Below are 17,210 nucleotides of genomic sequence, written 5' to 3'. Positions count from 1 at the left end.
CAACTTCAATTGAAGTTGCTTTTTTTATTTCAGTTTCTTTAGAAAATTCTCTCTATACATATCTCCGATTGGAATTTCCTGTTCCGAAAATAAATTCACTTTTTTAGCACTGATGCTTTTTATTTGATTGGTATTGATAATAAACGACTTGTGAATTCTTACAAAAGACCATTCAGAAAGTTGCTGTTCAAGAGATTTTAAGGTGTCCAACACAATATATTCCTGGTTGGCTGTTTTGATGTTTACATAATCTTTAATGCTTTCTATATAAAGAATATCTTCAAAATTAATGCGGTATTGCTGGCCGGAAGATTTTACAAAAAAATGGGAATCTACTTTATTTTCCACAAAAGAAAAACGTTCCTGAGCCTTCAATGAACTTTGATAAAAACGTTCAAAAGAAATGGGTTTTAAAAGATAATCTACGATATTGTGTTCATAGCCTTCCAATGCATATTCGGAATACGCGGTCGTTAAAATATATTTTAATTTATCGCCGACGATTTTCATAAAATTTATTCCCGTTAATTCAGGCATTTGAATATCAAGAAAAACCAGATCTGCCTCATTATTTTGAATATAATCTAAAGCTTCTATCGGGTTTTCTGTGGAAAAGACCAATTCTAGAAACGGAATTTTCCGAACGTAGTTTTCCAACAGGGAAATTGCCAATGGTTCGTCATCTACGACCATACACTTTATCTTATTCATTCAGCAAAATTGATTTTCAAATCTACAATAAATTCCGATTCGGTTTCTGTTATATTGAGTTCGTGCTTTTTGGGATATAAAATTTCCAGCCTTTTCTTTACATTTTCAATTCCAATACCCGACGTAGAATCTTTCATCTTATCTTTTTTGAAATTATGAAGATTAAAATGAAGGACTTTGTTATCATCAGACATCTTCACCATAAAACCCTTCTCTCTAAAATCACCATGTTTAAAGGCATTTTCTACGAATGGAACAATAAGCATAGGAGAAATATTAAGTTTAGGGAAATTGATATTTTTTTCAACGACCAAAAGTTCCGGATTTTTTAATCTTAAACTTTCTAACGCGATTAAACTTTCAATATATCCTATTTCTTTATCTAATGTTATAAAATCTTTCTCCAAATCTTTGGTACTGTATCTCAGGAGTTGGCTCAATTCTTCAAGTGCAGGCAAAGCTTTATCTGATTTTTGATATACTAGAGAATAAATATTATTTAAAGAATTAAAAATAAAATGCGGATTGATCTGGGTTTTCAACGCCTGCAATTCTGCTGTTTTTTTGGCTTCAATTAATTCCGATTTCTCTTTTTCTACATCAACAAAGTATTTAAAAAACCAAAAAGTAGTACTGATAAAAATGGTGGTACTGCTGTAGAAAATATTATCGAAAAAGTAAAATCCCAAGTTAGTTCCTTCCTTATAATTCCTTAACCCTATTGTTGCAGGCAATAAGATCTCTTCCACAGAATATCGAACAAAAACAAAACACGAAGCACTCAACAAAAATGCAATCACCGATTTATACCATTTGCTTGCATCAAAAAAGTTGGGAGCTACCATAAAATAGTTCACATAAAAGCAAATAAAGCTCGTGAGGAAGAAAGTTATATTAAGAATGATTCTCTCCGTATGAAATACAAAATAAGGAATAAGAACCGATCCTATACTATAAATCCCCCAGAAGAAAATATGCAGATAAATAAGTTTGTTCGCTTTCATAAAGCAAAAATAGGATATCTGTTAAATTATGAGCTCTAATTTCCGATGAACACCTTCATTTCTCCGACGAAAATCTTTTAACCCCGATAAACAGAGGCTTCATCTAAACGCTATTTCATAGGTTTTCCTGTAAATCTACCTTTGGACTATCAAAATAAAATAACTAACAAAAAAAATAATTATGAAAACATTTATCTATAGCCTACTTGTATGCTTCTCTACTTTTGTTTCGGCTCAGAAAAAACCATCAGAGTATTTTAGCAACCCTAAAACCAAAGTTTTGGTCGTAGGATCATTCCATTTTGATTATCCTAATCTTGATGCTCATAAAACAGAAAAAAGCGACCAAGTAGATGTTCTTGCTCCTAAAACAGCCAAAGAAGTAACAGAACTTGTGGAGTATATTAAAAAATTTAAACCTACAAAAATAGCCATCGAGGCCTGGCCAAAATGGAACGCCAACCAAAAGCTAAAAGAATATAGCGAAGGAAAATACAAAGACAAAAGAGATGAGCGTTATCAACTTGCAATGCGTATTGCTACCGAACTTAAGCTCAATGAATTATTCAGTATAGATGCGGCATCTGCTTGGGGCGACTTTGAAGAAAAATTTGGAAAACAAGATTCTGCCTATTTCAATAAGATTAGCCAAGATTATGATTTTCAGAGTGATGACGCGATATCTAATCAATATAACGATTTTTTTAAAAGTAGTGAACCTAAAAGCTTTACATCTATTCTAGAAAACTTTAAGTATATGAACAGTAAAGAATATCACCAGTATGAATATGGCGCTTATCTTACCGGAGATTTTAAATTAAGAGACCACGACGGTGCAGATATGCTTTCATTATATTGGTATAACAGAAACCTTAGAATGTTCCGCAATATCCAGAATATCCCTCACAATACAGAAGACAGAATACTTGTCATTGCAGGAAATGGTCATGCATCCGTGCTAAGACAGCTATTTACCTCATCTCCTGAGTTTGATTATGTAGAATTCAATTCCCTATAACACCCACACAAAAGCTTTTTGTAACAAAATTTCCTTTTCTGCGTCTAACTGAATAGTAGTAAAAGAATAGTATGAAAAAAACTATATTCGTTCTTTCTGTGATAGGCTCTATGTTTACCTATGCACAGGAGAAGACCAATAGTCAGGTAAAAGAAAAGGAAATTGAAGGGGTGGTCATCACCAAAACTAAAAAAGCCGTTGAACAAAAAGCAGATCGTACAATCTTTGATTTTTCTGAACAACCTCAGCTTAATAACGGAAATGTGTTGGAAGGGATAAAAAAACTTCCGGGTCTTGTCTCCACAGACATCGCAGGAATGATGTATCAGGGGAAAATGCTTGAAGTATACCTTAACGGAAGACCTTTAAACATCACCACCAACGAACTGAATTCTTTCCTTGAGGGAATGCCCGCTAATTCTGTTGACAGAATCGAAGTAATCACGCAACCCGGCGCAGAGTTTCCTGCCACATCAGGAGGTGCCATCATGAATATCATCACGAATAAGAATGCTAATAAATACTTAACAGCAACGTATTCAGGAAATTATTCTTTTACCAATTACGATAAATACAGAAGCCGAACCAGTAATTCATTAAACTTAAATGCCAGAAATAAATATTTCGGATGGCAGTTGAATGTGGGCCAGAACTACCGAGAAAGTATGATGGACACCAATCAGGATAACTTAATCTTAAGTAATACTGACAGGGTTGGAAGAGGATATTTTGCAAAATCTGGGGTAACTTTTGATCTTGGACAGGACAGATTACTATTAAACTACGATATTTATCACAACAACAATAGTAATTATATTGCAAGCAACGGACTTACGGACATTTTAATTCAGGAAAATCCTGCTCTTTATAGAGAAACTAAATTTAATAATTTCGATGCTTCAAATACCAACAATTTAAGACAAGAGGCTGTAGTTACCTATCAAAAACGTTTTGCAGATAAGTCTCAAAAATTAGATTTTCAATTTGGATATACAAGATCTACCAGTAAATTTGATCAGGATAATATTTTCACAGATTTATTTTATCAAAATCCTGAAACTACACTGCCAAGAATTGTGAAAGGAAATGTTCTGAATAACACATCAGACATGAAAATCGCTAACTTTAAAATTGATTATTCACAACCTATCAAACTTCTTGATGGTGGAAAAATGAGCTTTGGAGGGCTATACGAAAGACAGGATTATGATACTGAAAGTTTTGGATTAACCAATTTAGAATATCAAAGGCAAACAGCTTCAACATATTTAGAGTTTCAGGCAAAACTGAAAAAGTTTGATTTTACCTTAGGTTCACGTGCTGAAAACTATGATATTTCCGGGATTACCCGATTCTTTAATAAACAAGAAAATCTGGTTCAAGATGATTTAACTCCTTTTAATAAGTTTAAATTATTCCCTAACGCAAGTATGCAGTATAACATGATGAATCAGGTTTATATTGCTGCTAACTATAACAAAAAAATAAGCTTACCAAGTATTTCAGCCTTAAACCCGAACAATACAACGTTCCAAGGTCCCAATACTCAAGTAACAGGTAACCCCAATCTACAGCCAACCATTTTTGATAATTATGAATTAAAGATCTCGGCTTTTGATTATGCATTTATTGGCTATAGCGTAAGCTCTGCAACGAATCAAGTAGCGCAGATCATCAGAAAAGATGGTAAAAACCTCTTTAACGAGCAGGTAAATATTTCCAATATGAAAATTCATAATTTCAATGTTGGGCTTCCTATTCCGTTTATGATCTTCAGTAAATCACTAAGTGAGATCATGAAGTTTAATTTTAATCCTGATAAAATCAACTTTATGTATGTCTATGCAGGATATCAGAAGCATCAAATTGATAATCTGAACAATAAAGGATTCTGGATTTTCAATGTATCAACACAGGTTATCTTACCAAAAGCAATAAAACTAACCGCTAATTACAGTTACCTCACTCCACAAGCGGGATATTTTTACTTTACTGCAGAAAAGCCATTCAACAACAATGTTGATATTACCTTAACAAAGAAGTTTATGGATAATCGCTTAACGGTTTCTGTCTTTGCAAATGATATTTTCAATGGTCAGGTAATGCAGGTACGTTCTAATCCACCTGTAGGAGAAACAGTAATGTTGAGAAATAAATATGACAGCAGAAACTTCGGATTATCAATTAATTATAAAATTCCTACCAAAAATAAATTGGCTAAAGAAGATTCAAACATTCTGAACCAAACGAAGAAAGAAGATACTGGTGTGATGCAGCAAGCACAATAATTTTTTGTTTAAACACAAATCAGCACGAATATTTTACACGAATAACACGAATACTTTATCAATAGAAACGGACTTTAGTCCGTTTTTTTATGCAAAAATTCAAACTGGCTTTAGCCAAACCCTATTGAATATTGTTTTTTAATCAAAAATCAACAGTTTGAAATCTCCAGTTTAATGTATCAATCAATGTGAGTTGATTGATATCTAAAGGTAAATCGGTTATCAATTTTAGGGTTAAATTCGCCATCATGCTTCCTACAATTCCCGGCAACGCGCCCAAAACGCCAAGGCTATCACAATCCGGAAGATCTTCATCAATCGGTGGCTCAGGAAACAGATCTCTTAAATGTTTACTCCCCTGATAATTAAAAATAGCAACCTGCCCAGAAAACCCTAAAATACTCCCGTAAATCAAAGGTTTACTTAATTTTACACAAAAGTCATTGACTAAATATCGCGTTTTGAAATTATCTGAACCATCGATAACAACATCAAATTGAGAGATAATTTCTTCTGCATTGGATTCATCTAATTTTTTTTCAATTCCAATAAACTGAACATGACGGTTGAGCTTGCTTACAAATTGTTCTGCACTTTTAACCTTAGAAACTCCCACCGAATTTTCATTGTGAATGATTTGTCGGTTTAAGTTATGTAATTCAACCTCATCAAAATCCATTACCCCTAAAACTCCAACTCCTGCCGCTGCTAAATACTGAATCACAGGACTTCCTAATCCGCCTGCTCCAATCACAAGCACTTTGGAGTTCATTATTTTTCGTTGCCCATCCAAGCCTATTTCTTCAATAAAAATTTGGCGGCTGTATCGTGAGAAAATATCTTCGTTTTTCATATTTTTTTATTGAACCAATAAGCTTATTTAAATTAAACCACAAAAGACACAAAAGCTATTATTGAATCATTTAAAGTTTAACTATTTTGAAAACAAAGCCCGCAAAAGAGTAAAAATCAAAGATTTTTTCAACTTATGTATTCTTTTTTTGCATTTCAAAATAAGCTTACAATGTGTTAATCTTTTGTGTCTTTTGCGGTTAAAATAAAGAGCTTAAACAATTTCGTTGTAAAGAACATTGCTTTTAGTACTTAAAATCTATCTGATTTTTTCTTAACTAAACTTAATCTCTTCAATTTTCTTAATGGTTTAAAATCTTTTACATTTTAAATTCCACTATACATAGCATCCCAGTCTTTCATCACTGGATCATAGCCCGCTTGTTTAATAATACTGCGCATTTCATTCATGCTTCTTTCATCGCTGGTTTCAAACTGTTCCAACGATTCCGGATCTACCACATACCCTCCAGGATTGGTTTTCGATCCCGCGCTCATCGCTGTTGCGCCCAATGAAATGATATTATTTCTGAACTTTTCATTTTCTCTGGTGGAAATGGATATCTCCAACTCTTCATTCCAAATTCGATAAGCACAGATTAATTGTAATAAATCTTTATCCTCCATAATAAAATTGGGCTCAATAATACCTTCCGCAGGTCGTAATCTCGGAAATGAAACTGAAAACTTACTTTTCCAATACTGCTTCTGTAAATAATCGATGTGAAGGGCGTTGAAAAAACTATCAACTCTCCAATCTTCCAAACCTAATAAAACACCCAAGCCCATTTTATGGATTCCTGCCTTTCCTATTCTATCAGGCGTTTCTAAACGAAAATTGAAATTGGACTTCTTCCCTTTTGGATGATATTCTTTATAGACTTCCTGATGATACGTTTCCTGATATACCAACACCGCATTCACGCCTTCATCGTGAAGTTGTTGATATTCTTCCTCCGACAGTGGCTGAACTTCAATAGAAATATTGGCAAAATGAGGCTTCAACAAACGAACCGCCGTCAAAAAATAGGAAAGTCCCACTGTTTTATTCGCTTCTCCGCTTACCAGCAATACATGATTGACCTCCATTGCTTTTAACGCCATAGCTTCTATAATAAGCTCCGTACTGGAAAGTGTCTTTCTTTTAAGGGAATTATCTAAGCTAAAACCACAGTAAGTGCAGATATTCTGACATTCATTACTCAGATACAATGGCGCATACAGCTGAATCGTCTTTCCAAAACGTTTCTGTGTGATTTTCTGCGTCATCTGAGCCATCAGTTCTAATTTCTGAGCCGCAACAGGAGAAAGAAAATTCAGAAAATCTTCTATTGTTTTCGTACTCTTTTGCAGGCTGTTTTCAACATCAGATAAGGTTACTTTCTCCAATTTGGCTTTAATATCATCCCAGTGATAATTTTCAAAAATATCTTTAAAGCTGTTCATAATATTCGGTTTTAATCCAAATAATCATTATTTATTATTTGTAATAGGACTTCATCCTATTCTTTACTGAATCGTCCCTTTGGGACTTTTATATTCTTCGTTTCAATCAAACAAAAAAGACGTCAACGGGCTAGAGGCTTTTGCATGATTTCCAATTGCTCCCAATCCTGATTCATAGGCTCTTCTTCCTGCAATTACACCTTCTTTAAAAGCCAACGCCATATTTATTGGATTTCTAGCAACGGCAATCGCTGTATTTACCAAAACTGCATCCGCTCCCATTTCCATTGCTTTTGCCGCGTCAGAAGGAGCGCCAATTCCTGCATCCACCACTACCGGAACATTACTCTGACTGATAATAATCTCTAAAAAGTCTACTGTTCTCAAGCCTTTATTCGTACCAATTGGTGCTCCAAGTGGCATTACGACTGCTGTTCCTGCATCTTCCAAACGTTTGCATAAAACAGGATCGGCATGAATGTAAGGCATTACGATAAATCCTAATTTTGCCAATTCCTCCGTAGCATACAATGTTTCAATAGGATCGGGCAACAAATATTTGGGGTCGGGATGGATTTCTAGTTTAACCCAATTCGTCTCCAATGCTTCTCTTGCCAATTGTGCAGCCAATACTGCTTCTTTGGCTGTTCTTGCACCTGAGGTATTAGGCAAAAGATGTGCTTTTGTAGATCTTAATGAACCTAACAAATCATCTTCCGAGGATTGAGAATCTATTCGTTTCAAAGCCATCGTTACCATATTGGTTTCTGAAGCAATAATTGATTTTGCCATTTCTTCAAGACTTCCGAATTTTCCTGTTCCTAAAAACAATCTCGATTCGAAGACTCTATCTGCTATTATTAATTGTTGATTATTCATGTAATGCGAGTTTAATTTCATGTACGGTAGCGGTTTCGTTCGTAATTAAACCTGAAACGGCAACACCGTATATTCCGATTTGCTGTAGTAATTCAATGTCATTGAGGATAACCCCGCCAATTGCAAAGATTTTTGGCACTTCCAATGACTGAGTTTTTAAGTCCTGAATGATTTTTTCATAGCCTTCAAAACCTAAAATAGGACTGAGTTTTTCTTTCGTTGAGGTAAATCTTAACGGCCCCAAACCAATATAATCACACCCTTCATTCATTCTTTGTAAAACATCTGAAAGCGTGTTGGCTGTTCCCCCTATGATTTTATCTTTTCCTAAAACCTGTCTTGCTATTTCAATGGATTGATCATTCAAACCTAAGTGAACACCGTCTGCATCAATATCTTTCGCAATCTGAACATGATCATTGATGATACAAACCGCCTGATTGTCCGAGCATAGCTTTTTTGAAATTTCACAAAGTTTGATGAATTCATTTTCAGGAGCATTTTTCCAACGGACTTGAATCCATTTCACTCCATTATCAAGAGCTTTTCGGATATTCAGCTCCTGATCTTCTATGGTAAATCCTTGAGATATGTATTGTAATTTTTCCATTTTTCTATATTAATTTTAACGCAAAGAGCGCAAATTTTAAATACCAAGCATTAAGAATGAAATCCTAGTAAAGTTGGATTACTTTTTAAAAATTTCTCGATGTATAGTTTTCCTTGTTTGCAGGCTTTTTCCAAATTGTTGCCTAAAGCTAAATAGCTTGCAATAGCCGAAGAAAGCACGCAGCCTGACCCATGTTTTGAATAGAAAACAGAAGCTTTATCATTGGATTCAATGATAATTTCTTTTCCCTTCTCAATTAAAATATCTGTTCCTAATTTATCTTCACGATGACCTCCTTTAATTAAAATTGAACATGAATTTTCTGAGTGTGATAAAAGATGAGCTTCTTTTAAAACTTGATATTCATTGTAGTTTGGGGTGATCAAATCAATTTGTTTTAATACATTTTCCAATTCGGTAATTGTATTCAAATCAAAAAAAGAAAACTCAGATGTGCTTTTCAACACCGGATCCCAGACTATTTTTGCTTCAGGATTATTCAATTTAATTGCTTTTACTATTTCCGCAAGCATCCACGCATCTTTAACGACTCCGATTTTAACAACCTGAACATCATACTTTTTAATTAAAACCTCAATTGATTGTATGATTTCAGATAATGGTTGCCAATTCAAGCTCAAACATTGAGATTCTGTCTGTAAAGTCATTGCTGTACAAATTCCTAACCCTTGGACTTTCAATTGTTCCATTGTTTTAATATCTACCAATAAACCTGCTCCACCACTTGGATCAAAGCCCGCAATACTCATTACGAAAGGACGTTCTGTCTGCATTTTTTGAATACATTTAAAGGTTCATCATTCTCCCAAATTGCGCCTAATAAAGCCACTCCATCTACTCCACTTTCAAAAGCATTGTTGATATTATTTTCATTAATTCCACCCAAAGCCATCAGTTTTACATTAGAATGAGTTCTTTTCTTAATATCATTTAAAATTGTCGAATTCTCTCCGTACCCTTTTTTAGAAATACTTGGAAAAATCGGACTGATAAAAGCGTACACCCATTCCTCATCTAATTCATTAAATGTTTCAATATCGTGAACAGACGTTGAAATTATTTTATCTGTAAAAGATTTAAACAAACCATTTTGCCTATCAATTTCTCTGAAATGAAATCTTGAAACAGTAAAATTCTTCGCCAAATCATAATGACTGTGCAATACCAACTTACTATGAAATCCTGAATTTATCTGATTAATAAAATCCGTCATTTCTTCTGAATTAATGAAAGGCTTTCTGATATGAAGTACATCCAATCCTTCCTGAAATAATTCGTTAATCAATTCAGTCTCATTCTTCATCATTTCTTCGGGCGTGATAACAATGATCATATATAGATTTCTTTCCCTTTTTCGATGAACTCCTGTGATTTGTCAAACATTCCTTTTTCTGCAGACTCACGAATTTCCTGTGTGATTTTCATTGAGCAGAATTTAGGTCCGCACATTGAGCAGAAATGGGCAATCTTTGCACCGTCCGCCGGCAATGTTTCATCATGATAAGATCTTGCCGTTTCAGGATCTAATGAAAGATTAAATTGATCTTCCCATCTGAATTCAAACCTCGCTTTGCTTAAAGCATTGTCTCTGTATTGTGCTCCTGGATGCCCTTTCGCCAAATCGGCAGCATGAGCCGCTAATTTATACGTGATCACCCCAACTTTTACATCTTCTCTGTTCGGAAGTCCTAAATGCTCTTTCGGCGTCACATAACACAACATCGCACAACCAAACCAGCCAATCATTGCCGCTCCAATTCCTGAAGTAATGTGGTCATAACCCGGTGCAATATCTGTCGTTAAAGGGCCTAATGTATAAAATGGCGCTTCATCACATACTTCCAATTGCTTCTCCATATTTTCTTTGATCATGTGCATCGGAACGTGTCCTGGACCTTCAATCATCACCTGAACATTATGTTTCCATGCGATTTTCGTGAGTTCTCCCAACGTTTCTAATTCTGCAAACTGAGCGGCATCATTGGCGTCTGCAATTGACCCAGGACGAAGACCGTCCCCTAAAGAAAATGCAACATCATATTTTTTCATGATCTCACAAATCTCTTCAAAATGAGTGTATAAAAAGCTTTCTTTATGATGATACAGACACCATTTTGCCATAATGGAACCTCCTCTGGAAACAATTCCTGTTACTCGGTTGGCTGTTAAATGAATATATCTCAACAAAACGCCGGCATGAATCGTAAAGTAAGAAACGCCCTGCTCCGCCTGCTCGATTAAAGTATCTTTAAAAATTTCCCAAGTCAGATCTTCAGGAACTCCTTTTACTTTTTCTAATGCCTGATAAATTGGAACCGTTCCAATGGGAACCGGACTATTTCTGATGATCCATTCTCTTGTTTCGTGAATATTTTTCCCTGTAGATAAATCCATGATCGTATCAGCTCCCCATCTACAAGCCCAAACCGCCTTTTCAACTTCTTCGTCAATACTCGATGAAACAGCACTGTTTCCTATGTTGGCATTAATTTTAACCAAGAAATTCCTTCCGATAATCATCGGTTCACTTTCCGGGTGATTAATATTGTTTGGAATGATTGCTCTTCCTCTCGCAATTTCTTCTCTTACAAATTCAGGAGTAATTTTGCTTTTCGGTGTTCTTGCTCCAAAGCTATTTCCCGGATGTTGAAAAGCCATATCTTTTGAAACAGTTTCCAATTGCTCGATGCGCTGATTCTCTCTGATGGCGATATATTCCATTTCCGGAGTAATAATTCCCTGTCTTGCATAATACAATTGGGTAACTTCTTTTCCTTCTTTGGCAACTTTTGGTTTGTGATTGTACGAAAATCGTAAGTCAGCCAATTTTGGATCAGCCAAACGTTTTTTACCATATTCTGAAGTGATAGTATCTAAAACATCAACATCTTCACGATCCAGAATCCATTGTTCTCTGATTCTTGGGAGACCTTTTAAAATATCAATCTCTGAATTTTCATCCGTATAAGCTCCGGAGGTATCGTAAATAGTCACCGGAGGATTTTCTTCTAAAGTCCCGTTGGTCAATTTCGTCGGACTTAAGTGTATTTCTCGCATTGCTACATTAATCGGGTGAATTTTCCCTTCAACGTAAATTTTCTTTGAGTTCGGAAACGGCGAACGTGTGATCTTGTGAGCCATAAAATGATTGGGTATTTATGAGAATTAACCGCCTTGAGTAGCAGTAATGATTAAAATAGAATCGTTGTCTTTGAGAAATGTTTCCAGCCAGGCCGACTGCGGAATGATACGATTGTTGAGTGCTACAGCAATACCTTTCTTTTTTCCAGGGATTTCCATAGCCAAAAGTGCTTCCAGATTTTCGGGAAGTTCAGCGAAAGTTTTTCGGGTGTGGTTGATTGTGAGTTCCATTCCAAAGTTTTAATTAAACATTTCACTTTAGGAATGGCCATCATTGTGCATAGAAAGCACAACAAAAAGTCATCTCACTTTTCCCTACGCTGGTATGATCCAGATCAGGTTCAAAGGGTAAAGTCTCAGTCTGTTTGTTAACAGACACCCCTAAAGTATAGGGCGAAGGTAGTTATTTTTTTGAAATACGCAAAATTGAATTTTATTTGAAATAAAAAAAACCATCTTCAAATCGAGATGGTCCTGTATTTTTTAAAGCACACCTACTAATAAGGTTTCAAGCTTTCATTTATAATAAGATTAGCAGCCGCACATTCCTTTTTTTGTATAGAAATAAGCTTTTTTCTTATAAATAATTTTTATTGAATATTGATTTTCTTCTATACAAGAATCTTCAACTTTCGTTGATTTAATTACTTTTATATAGATTTTGTACGTTTTATTTCCAAAAGCCTCAGGATATTCTTTTGTTCCTTTTATACTTGGGAAAGTTTCATCTTTTCCTTTAAAATTAAAAAGCACTCCATCCTCTTCAGATAAATTAGCAACCGGATTTTTCTTTCCGTCGATATAACATCCTGCGTGCATTTTAGGATCTTTCAAATCGTGAAGAACAGGTTTTTGTGCTAAAAAACTGCATGACACGAAAAATGAGATCAATAAAGGTAAATATTTCATGGCGAGATTATTTTTAGAATTAAAGAAAATAACTTAAACCTGCTTTATATCTGTTAAGCCTGTCTGGTAAACCATTATATCCACCATTGATTGTTTTTGTGATTTTTTTAAAGACAAGAAGATTATTTCCCGTATCAATACTTTTATGGATATCTATCTGGTCTGCCAATTCATTTAAATGTCTCGTATTCCAGAACCATCCTGCGCTTTGCGCTGCATTTTTCAATTGTATATTATTGCATTTGGAGACATTTTTCCCTCCTAAAAGAGTTGGATTTACAATAAAATCGGTTCCTAAAGCATTTGATACCGCTTTATAATTGGCTCTACCTGTAATTTGAATCAACCCTCTTCCTTTAAATTTTACGCCATCTCCTTTTTGAATATTTCCCAGATCCTTTCTTCCTTCATAAGCGCTTCCGCTTGCGAGTTCTTCCGTGTAAAATAACCCACCACTTTCATGCCCGAGTTGTGCCAAAAAATTAAGAATTCTTGAAGGGGTATTTATAGAAAAGTGCTCACAATTTTCTATAATATGGGGTAAAAATCCTGAAGCATACGTTGATTTAGAACATGTAGCTTCTTTAAGCTGTCCAAGTGTAAGCATAATATTGTTCTTTAAAATTATAGGATAAAGCTATCCTAAAAAAACAAATATGGGTACAGTGGAAGTACTGCTTTAAAGTTCGGTATTTCTACTGAATATTGTCTATTAGACTGCTTATATAAGGCAAACCTAACAGGTTTAGATTTTGAATTCTACTTGAAATGAAAAAGACCATCTCGGGATGAGACAGTCTTCACTTTTATTTTAAATATTTTTTTAGTAAAAAAGCTTTAAGCTTCCATCAGAATTATATTGATTAGTCCAATTTGATTGGTTCAGAAAAAACTCGGAGCTATTAGGTTGATACTCTTTCGAGATTCTTCTCTGAGGATTATTCTTTGATAATGAAAAATAGAAATAATCTTCAAAAATACCCAAACTCTTAAATGGATTTTGTGCAGAATCAAAATTATCAAATGTAGTTTCATTCGTAACATAAGCATCAATATTATTATGCTTTTCAGTTTTAGTTGCCTTTTCTAAATTTCCTGAGTTATTATAAGTAAACTTTTCTACATATGTAAAAATATAATCAGCAGGATCATTCGGATCATATGGAACATTAGGATATTGAGTTAAAATCTCAGTTAATTTTCCTGAATTGTCATAAGTATAGGTCAAATACCTGTCCATATATGAATTATTAACTTGAGGAATAATTAATTTAATAACTCTTCCTTGACTATCAAATTCAAATTTTCTTTCTTCCAACTTAACCGTAAAACTAGGATCAGAACTATAATTTTTCATAATCGCCGTATTTCCTGTGTAAGATATTGTTGTATAAACTGACTTCGAGTAAAAGAAAGAATATCCTGTACCTCCAGAAAGCTCCACCTTTCCTCCTATTTTTTTAGTTACTCTTCCTTGAGCATCATACTCAAAAGTGTAATTTAACTCATTTCCTGAGAATGGTTCTGATAAAACCGGAAAATTCCAAGATACTTTACTTGTGTTTGTATTAGCTGGCTGAGTAATCTCAGTCGTTATTTCATCATCATTATTTGAACAAGAGGCGAAAGCCAACAATGTGGAAAAGAGTAATAATTTAAGTTTCATTTTGTGTATTTTTTTTAATTTTCACAAGCTCTCCAAATCGCATCATTCTGCGGAACAGGAGCTATGATTTCAATATTTTCTTTGGTGACAGGGTGTATAAATTCTAATTTTCTGGCGTGAAGATTAATTCCGCCATCGGGATTGGAACGAGGAGCACCGTATTTTAGATCTCCTTTAATAGGAACTCCACTTTTAGATAGTTGTGCCCTGATCTGATGATGTCTTCCGGTTTCAAGATCAATTTCCAGTAAAAGATAATTGTCCAGCTTTTTAATAACATGATAGGTAAGAATTGCTTCTTTTGCCCCTTCTGTTGCTTTTATGAAGACAATTGCTTTGTTATTTTTTTCGTTTTTCTGTAAATAATGCACCAAACGCTGACTTTGCGGAATCATTTCTTTCGCCACAACTGCCCAATACGTTTTTTTAACCTCCCTGTTTTTAACCATTTGCGTTAAACGGGAAAGCGCTTTGGACGTTTTAGCATAAATCACTAACCCAGAAGTCGGGCGATCTATACGATGAACCAAACCGAGAAAAACATTTCCCGGTTTAGCATCTCTTATTTTTATAAAGTTTTTGATGGAATCTAATAACGATTCGTCACCCGTTTTATCACCTTGTACAAGCTGACCTACTTTTTTGTTTATCACCAAAAGATGGTTGTCTTCATAAACAATTTGCTCCTCCATTTTCTAAGCTTGTCTTTGTCTGTTGGAAAAAGAAAGAATAATCCCTCCCAGAAGTCCTAATGTTTTCATTCCTGCCAATCTTGAGTCCAACGGTAAAAATGCACCGATAATGCATAGACCTGCCGCCGCATACATTGGATAAATAAAATTTTTATTGGAAAGAAAAGGAGCCTGAAGAACAAAGCTTATTCCTATTATTATATAAAATACTCTTTTGGAAAGTAGATTACTTACGTCCGGAGAAAATATATTAAACCATCCCGCTGCAAGGCAAATCACAGCAATTACGGAAATAATTCCTTGTATCGTTTGTTGGTTTCTCATTAAATAATATTAGTAGCTTTCAGTTTCGTTTGGAAATTCAACGTTTTTCACATCTTTTACATATTGAGCCACAGCTCCTGTAATTTCTGTATAAAGGTCTAGATATCTTCTCAAAAATTTTGGGCTAAAACCTTGGTTCATCCCAACCATATCGTGATATACCAAAACCTGACCGTCACAATCTGGTCCAGCACCGATTCCGATCGTTGGAATAGAAATGCTTTCTGATACTTTCTTAGCCAAATTAGCCGGAATTTTCTCTAAAACAATAGCAAAACATCCTAATTCTTCTAAAATCTGAGCATCAGCAATTAACTTTTCAGCTTCTGCTTCGTCTTTTGCTCTTACTTTATAGGTTCCGAATTTATAAATAGACTGAGGCGTCAATCCTAAATGTCCCATCACAGGAATTCCTGCATTGATAATTTTTTTGATAGATTTTGAAATCTCTTTCCCTCCTTCAATCTTTACCGCATGAGCACCACCTTCTTTCATCATTCTCACCGCAGATTCCAACGCTTTCTCGGGATTACTCTGATAAGTTCCGAAAGGTAAGTCTGCCACCACCAATGCTCTGTTTGTTCCACGAACAACACTTTGGGCATGGTAAATCATCTGATCTAATGTGATAGGTAAGGTAGTTTCAAAACCCGCCATTACATTTGCTGCAGAATCTCCTATCAAAACAGCATCAATTCCCCCTGCGTCTACCATTTTAGCCGTAGTAAAATCATATGCAGTAAGCATGGTAATTTTCTCCTTGTCGAATTTCATTTTACGCAAGGTTTCAGTCGTAACTTTTTTAATTTCAGAGTGAACAGACATAATTTATCTATTGTTTAAAAGTTAAAAAGTCGGCTTTCGCCGACTTAAGTTTTTTGGTATGATTTATAAAACTACGTGTCCTAGTTTCATTAGTTTGTCGTGATTCAGAATTTTGATATTTCTTCCGTCTACTTCTATCAAACTGTCCTGTTTGAATTCGGAAATCAAACGAATGGCACTTTCTGTTGCCGTTCCTATAATATTGGCAATCTCTTCTCTCGTTAAAGAGATTTTAATAAATCCTTCAGGGTCAACGCCTAATTTCTGTTCCAATAGAATCAGAATTTCAGCTAACCTTTCTCTTACCGTTTTCTGAGCTAAGAAAGTAATCGTGTTTGAAGACTCTCCTAATTCATAAGATATTTTTTGAAGCATTACGAAAGATAACTGAGGATCTACCTCCAGAAGATACATAAAAACCTCGGCAGGAAGAAAAATACACTCAATATCTGTCATTGCTTCTGCTTTGGCTTGAAAATTTTCTCCACAAAGCAAAGATCGGTAGCCGATGATATCACCTTCTTTAATAAATCTCAAAATCTGGTCTTTCCCGAAGGCTCCCGATTTAGAAAGCTTAGCAGCACCTTTATCTAAAAAGTATACTCCTTTTGGAATTTCTCCATCTTCAAAAATAGTGTCATGCTTTTGAAAAGTTAACCTTTTTTTACCGTTAATATACTTCTCAAAATCTGCACTATTAAGTCTTTCCTTGAATGATTTATCATTAAAAACTCTGGCGAACCTCTCTTCAATTGCAATCTGTTGTTCCTGCGACATTTTATATGACATTTATCACAAAAATAGCACATTTTAAAACGATAAAC

The 17,210-nt window shown here is 34.7% G+C and carries 19 protein-coding genes and 1 riboswitch; of the genes, 2 read left to right on the top strand and 17 right to left on the bottom strand.

Going from position 1 to position 17,210, the window contains the following annotated elements:
• Positions 1 to 24 precede the first annotated feature (24 nt).
• A complete protein-coding gene (locus AMQ68_RS22275; protein ID WP_054512762.1) occupies positions 25 to 711 on the bottom strand; it encodes a LytTR family DNA-binding domain-containing protein in 687 nt (228 codons plus the stop codon).
• Positions 708 to 1,715: a sensor histidine kinase gene (locus AMQ68_RS22270; protein ID WP_054512761.1), complete on the bottom strand. Its 1,008-nt coding sequence runs from the start codon at positions 1,713 to 1,715 to the stop codon at positions 708 to 710. The genes AMQ68_RS22275 and AMQ68_RS22270 overlap by 4 nt, the downstream gene beginning before the upstream one ends.
• A 181-nt stretch (positions 1,716 to 1,896) precedes the next feature.
• Here AMQ68_RS22270 and AMQ68_RS22265 point away from each other — a divergent pair, with 181 nt between their 5' ends.
• Positions 1,897 to 2,733 (top strand): DUF5694 domain-containing protein, encoded by an 837-nt coding sequence (locus tag AMQ68_RS22265; protein WP_054512760.1) that lies wholly within the window; start codon positions 1,897 to 1,899, stop codon positions 2,731 to 2,733.
• Between the two features lie 71 nt (positions 2,734 to 2,804).
• Entirely contained in the window at positions 2,805 to 5,021 is a 2,217-nt protein-coding gene (locus AMQ68_RS22260; RefSeq protein WP_054512759.1) for an outer membrane beta-barrel family protein, read from the top strand.
• Between the two features lie 142 nt (positions 5,022 to 5,163).
• On the opposite strand, the gene AMQ68_RS22255 is transcribed toward AMQ68_RS22260, so the two are convergent.
• From AMQ68_RS22255 to AMQ68_RS22185, 15 genes are all read right to left on the bottom strand, one after another.
• The gene (locus tag AMQ68_RS22255; RefSeq protein ID WP_054512758.1) at positions 5,164 to 5,874 is read right to left on the bottom strand and encodes a HesA/MoeB/ThiF family protein; all 711 of its coding nucleotides are present in this window, start codon (positions 5,872 to 5,874) and stop codon (positions 5,164 to 5,166) included.
• 326 nt (positions 5,875 to 6,200) lie between these two features.
• Complete coding sequence (gene thiH / locus AMQ68_RS22250) at positions 6,201 to 7,319, bottom strand: 2-iminoacetate synthase ThiH (protein WP_054512757.1); 1,119 nt, start codon at positions 7,317 to 7,319, stop codon at positions 6,201 to 6,203.
• A 102-nt stretch (positions 7,320 to 7,421) separates the two neighbouring features.
• Entirely contained in the window at positions 7,422 to 8,198 is a 777-nt protein-coding gene (locus AMQ68_RS22245) for a thiazole synthase (protein WP_054512902.1), read from the bottom strand.
• Entirely contained in the window at positions 8,191 to 8,808 is a 618-nt protein-coding gene (locus AMQ68_RS22240; RefSeq protein WP_054512756.1) for a thiamine phosphate synthase, read from the bottom strand. The genes AMQ68_RS22245 and AMQ68_RS22240 overlap by 8 nt, the downstream gene beginning before the upstream one ends.
• Positions 8,809 to 8,858: 50 nt before the next feature.
• Positions 8,859 to 9,602, bottom strand: coding sequence for a hydroxymethylpyrimidine/phosphomethylpyrimidine kinase (locus AMQ68_RS22235; protein WP_054512755.1), 744 nt, complete (start codon positions 9,600 to 9,602; stop codon positions 8,859 to 8,861).
• On the bottom strand, positions 9,578 to 10,162 hold the full coding sequence (locus AMQ68_RS22230; RefSeq protein WP_054512754.1) for a thiamine phosphate synthase: 585 nt from the start codon (positions 10,160 to 10,162) through the stop codon (positions 9,578 to 9,580). Before AMQ68_RS22230 ends, AMQ68_RS22235 begins: the two co-directional genes overlap by 25 nt.
• A complete protein-coding gene (gene thiC, locus AMQ68_RS22225) occupies positions 10,159 to 11,970 on the bottom strand; it encodes a phosphomethylpyrimidine synthase ThiC (RefSeq protein WP_054512753.1) in 1,812 nt (603 codons plus the stop codon). The genes AMQ68_RS22230 and thiC overlap by 4 nt, the downstream gene beginning before the upstream one ends.
• A gap of 24 nt (positions 11,971 to 11,994) precedes the next feature.
• Complete coding sequence (gene thiS, locus AMQ68_RS22220; protein ID WP_054512752.1) at positions 11,995 to 12,201, bottom strand: sulfur carrier protein ThiS; 207 nt, start codon at positions 12,199 to 12,201, stop codon at positions 11,995 to 11,997.
• Between the two features lie 64 nt (positions 12,202 to 12,265).
• A riboswitch (TPP riboswitch) is annotated at positions 12,266 to 12,363 on the bottom strand.
• A gap of 138 nt (positions 12,364 to 12,501) precedes the next feature.
• Entirely contained in the window at positions 12,502 to 12,879 is a 378-nt protein-coding gene (locus AMQ68_RS22215) for a hypothetical protein (protein ID WP_054512751.1), read from the bottom strand.
• A 19-nt stretch (positions 12,880 to 12,898) separates the two neighbouring features.
• A complete protein-coding gene (locus AMQ68_RS22210; RefSeq protein WP_054512750.1) occupies positions 12,899 to 13,486 on the bottom strand; it encodes a glycoside hydrolase family 19 protein in 588 nt (195 codons plus the stop codon).
• Positions 13,487 to 13,702: 216 nt separating this feature from the next.
• Positions 13,703 to 14,545, bottom strand: coding sequence for a hypothetical protein (locus AMQ68_RS22205; RefSeq protein WP_054512749.1), 843 nt, complete (start codon positions 14,543 to 14,545; stop codon positions 13,703 to 13,705).
• A gap of 14 nt (positions 14,546 to 14,559) precedes the next feature.
• Positions 14,560 to 15,237, bottom strand: coding sequence for an RluA family pseudouridine synthase (locus AMQ68_RS22200; RefSeq protein WP_054512748.1), 678 nt, complete (start codon positions 15,235 to 15,237; stop codon positions 14,560 to 14,562).
• 3 nt (positions 15,238 to 15,240) lie between these two features.
• A complete protein-coding gene (locus tag AMQ68_RS22195; RefSeq protein WP_054512747.1) occupies positions 15,241 to 15,561 on the bottom strand; it encodes a hypothetical protein in 321 nt (106 codons plus the stop codon).
• A 9-nt stretch (positions 15,562 to 15,570) separates the two neighbouring features.
• Entirely contained in the window at positions 15,571 to 16,386 is an 816-nt protein-coding gene (panB, locus tag AMQ68_RS22190) for a 3-methyl-2-oxobutanoate hydroxymethyltransferase (RefSeq protein WP_054512746.1), read from the bottom strand.
• Positions 16,387 to 16,449: 63 nt separating this feature from the next.
• Positions 16,450 to 17,163 carry a Crp/Fnr family transcriptional regulator gene (locus tag AMQ68_RS22185; RefSeq protein ID WP_054512745.1) on the bottom strand — a complete coding sequence of 238 codons (714 nt, stop codon included), beginning with the start codon at positions 17,161 to 17,163 and terminating at the stop codon, positions 16,450 to 16,452.
• Positions 17,164 to 17,210 lie beyond the last annotated feature (47 nt).

The organism is Chryseobacterium sp. ERMR1:04, assembly GCF_001297705.1.
Taxonomy (GTDB): Bacteria; Bacteroidota; Bacteroidia; order Flavobacteriales; family Weeksellaceae; genus Chryseobacterium.
This window is presented reverse-complemented; position numbering and strand designations above follow the sequence as displayed.

Coding starts and splice junctions, on each gene's coding strand:
- AMQ68_RS22200 (WP_054512748.1), bottom strand. CDS start 15,237: ATGGAGGAGCAAATTGTTTATGAAGACAACCATCTTTTGGTGATAAAC.
- AMQ68_RS22265 (WP_054512760.1), top strand. CDS start 1,897: ATGAAAACATTTATCTATAGCCTACTTGTATGCTTCTCTACTTTTGTT.
- AMQ68_RS22275 (WP_054512762.1), bottom strand. CDS start 711: ATGAATAAGATAAAGTGTATGGTCGTAGATGACGAACCATTGGCAATT.
- AMQ68_RS22195 (WP_054512747.1), bottom strand. CDS start 15,561: ATGAGAAACCAACAAACGATACAAGGAATTATTTCCGTAATTGCTGTG.
- AMQ68_RS22230 (WP_054512754.1), bottom strand. CDS start 10,162: ATGATCATTGTTATCACGCCCGAAGAAATGATGAAGAATGAGACTGAA.
- AMQ68_RS22270 (WP_054512761.1), bottom strand. CDS start 1,715: ATGAAAGCGAACAAACTTATTTATCTGCATATTTTCTTCTGGGGGATT.
- AMQ68_RS22185 (WP_054512745.1), bottom strand. CDS start 17,163: ATGTCGCAGGAACAACAGATTGCAATTGAAGAGAGGTTCGCCAGAGTT.
- thiC (WP_054512753.1), bottom strand. CDS start 11,970: ATGGCTCACAAGATCACACGTTCGCCGTTTCCGAACTCAAAGAAAATT.
- panB (WP_054512746.1), bottom strand. CDS start 16,386: ATGTCTGTTCACTCTGAAATTAAAAAAGTTACGACTGAAACCTTGCGT.
- AMQ68_RS22240 (WP_054512756.1), bottom strand. CDS start 8,808: ATGGAAAAATTACAATACATATCTCAAGGATTTACCATAGAAGATCAG.
- AMQ68_RS22235 (WP_054512755.1), bottom strand. CDS start 9,602: ATGCAGACAGAACGTCCTTTCGTAATGAGTATTGCGGGCTTTGATCCA.
- AMQ68_RS22215 (WP_054512751.1), bottom strand. CDS start 12,879: ATGAAATATTTACCTTTATTGATCTCATTTTTCGTGTCATGCAGTTTT.
- AMQ68_RS22210 (WP_054512750.1), bottom strand. CDS start 13,486: ATGCTTACACTTGGACAGCTTAAAGAAGCTACATGTTCTAAATCAACG.
- AMQ68_RS22255 (WP_054512758.1), bottom strand. CDS start 5,874: ATGAAAAACGAAGATATTTTCTCACGATACAGCCGCCAAATTTTTATT.
- thiH (WP_054512757.1), bottom strand. CDS start 7,319: ATGAACAGCTTTAAAGATATTTTTGAAAATTATCACTGGGATGATATT.
- AMQ68_RS22205 (WP_054512749.1), bottom strand. CDS start 14,545: ATGAAACTTAAATTATTACTCTTTTCCACATTGTTGGCTTTCGCCTCT.
- thiS (WP_054512752.1), bottom strand. CDS start 12,201: ATGGAACTCACAATCAACCACACCCGAAAAACTTTCGCTGAACTTCCC.
- AMQ68_RS22245 (WP_054512902.1), bottom strand. CDS start 8,198: ATGAATAATCAACAATTAATAATAGCAGATAGAGTCTTCGAATCGAGA.
- AMQ68_RS22260 (WP_054512759.1), top strand. CDS start 2,805: ATGAAAAAAACTATATTCGTTCTTTCTGTGATAGGCTCTATGTTTACC.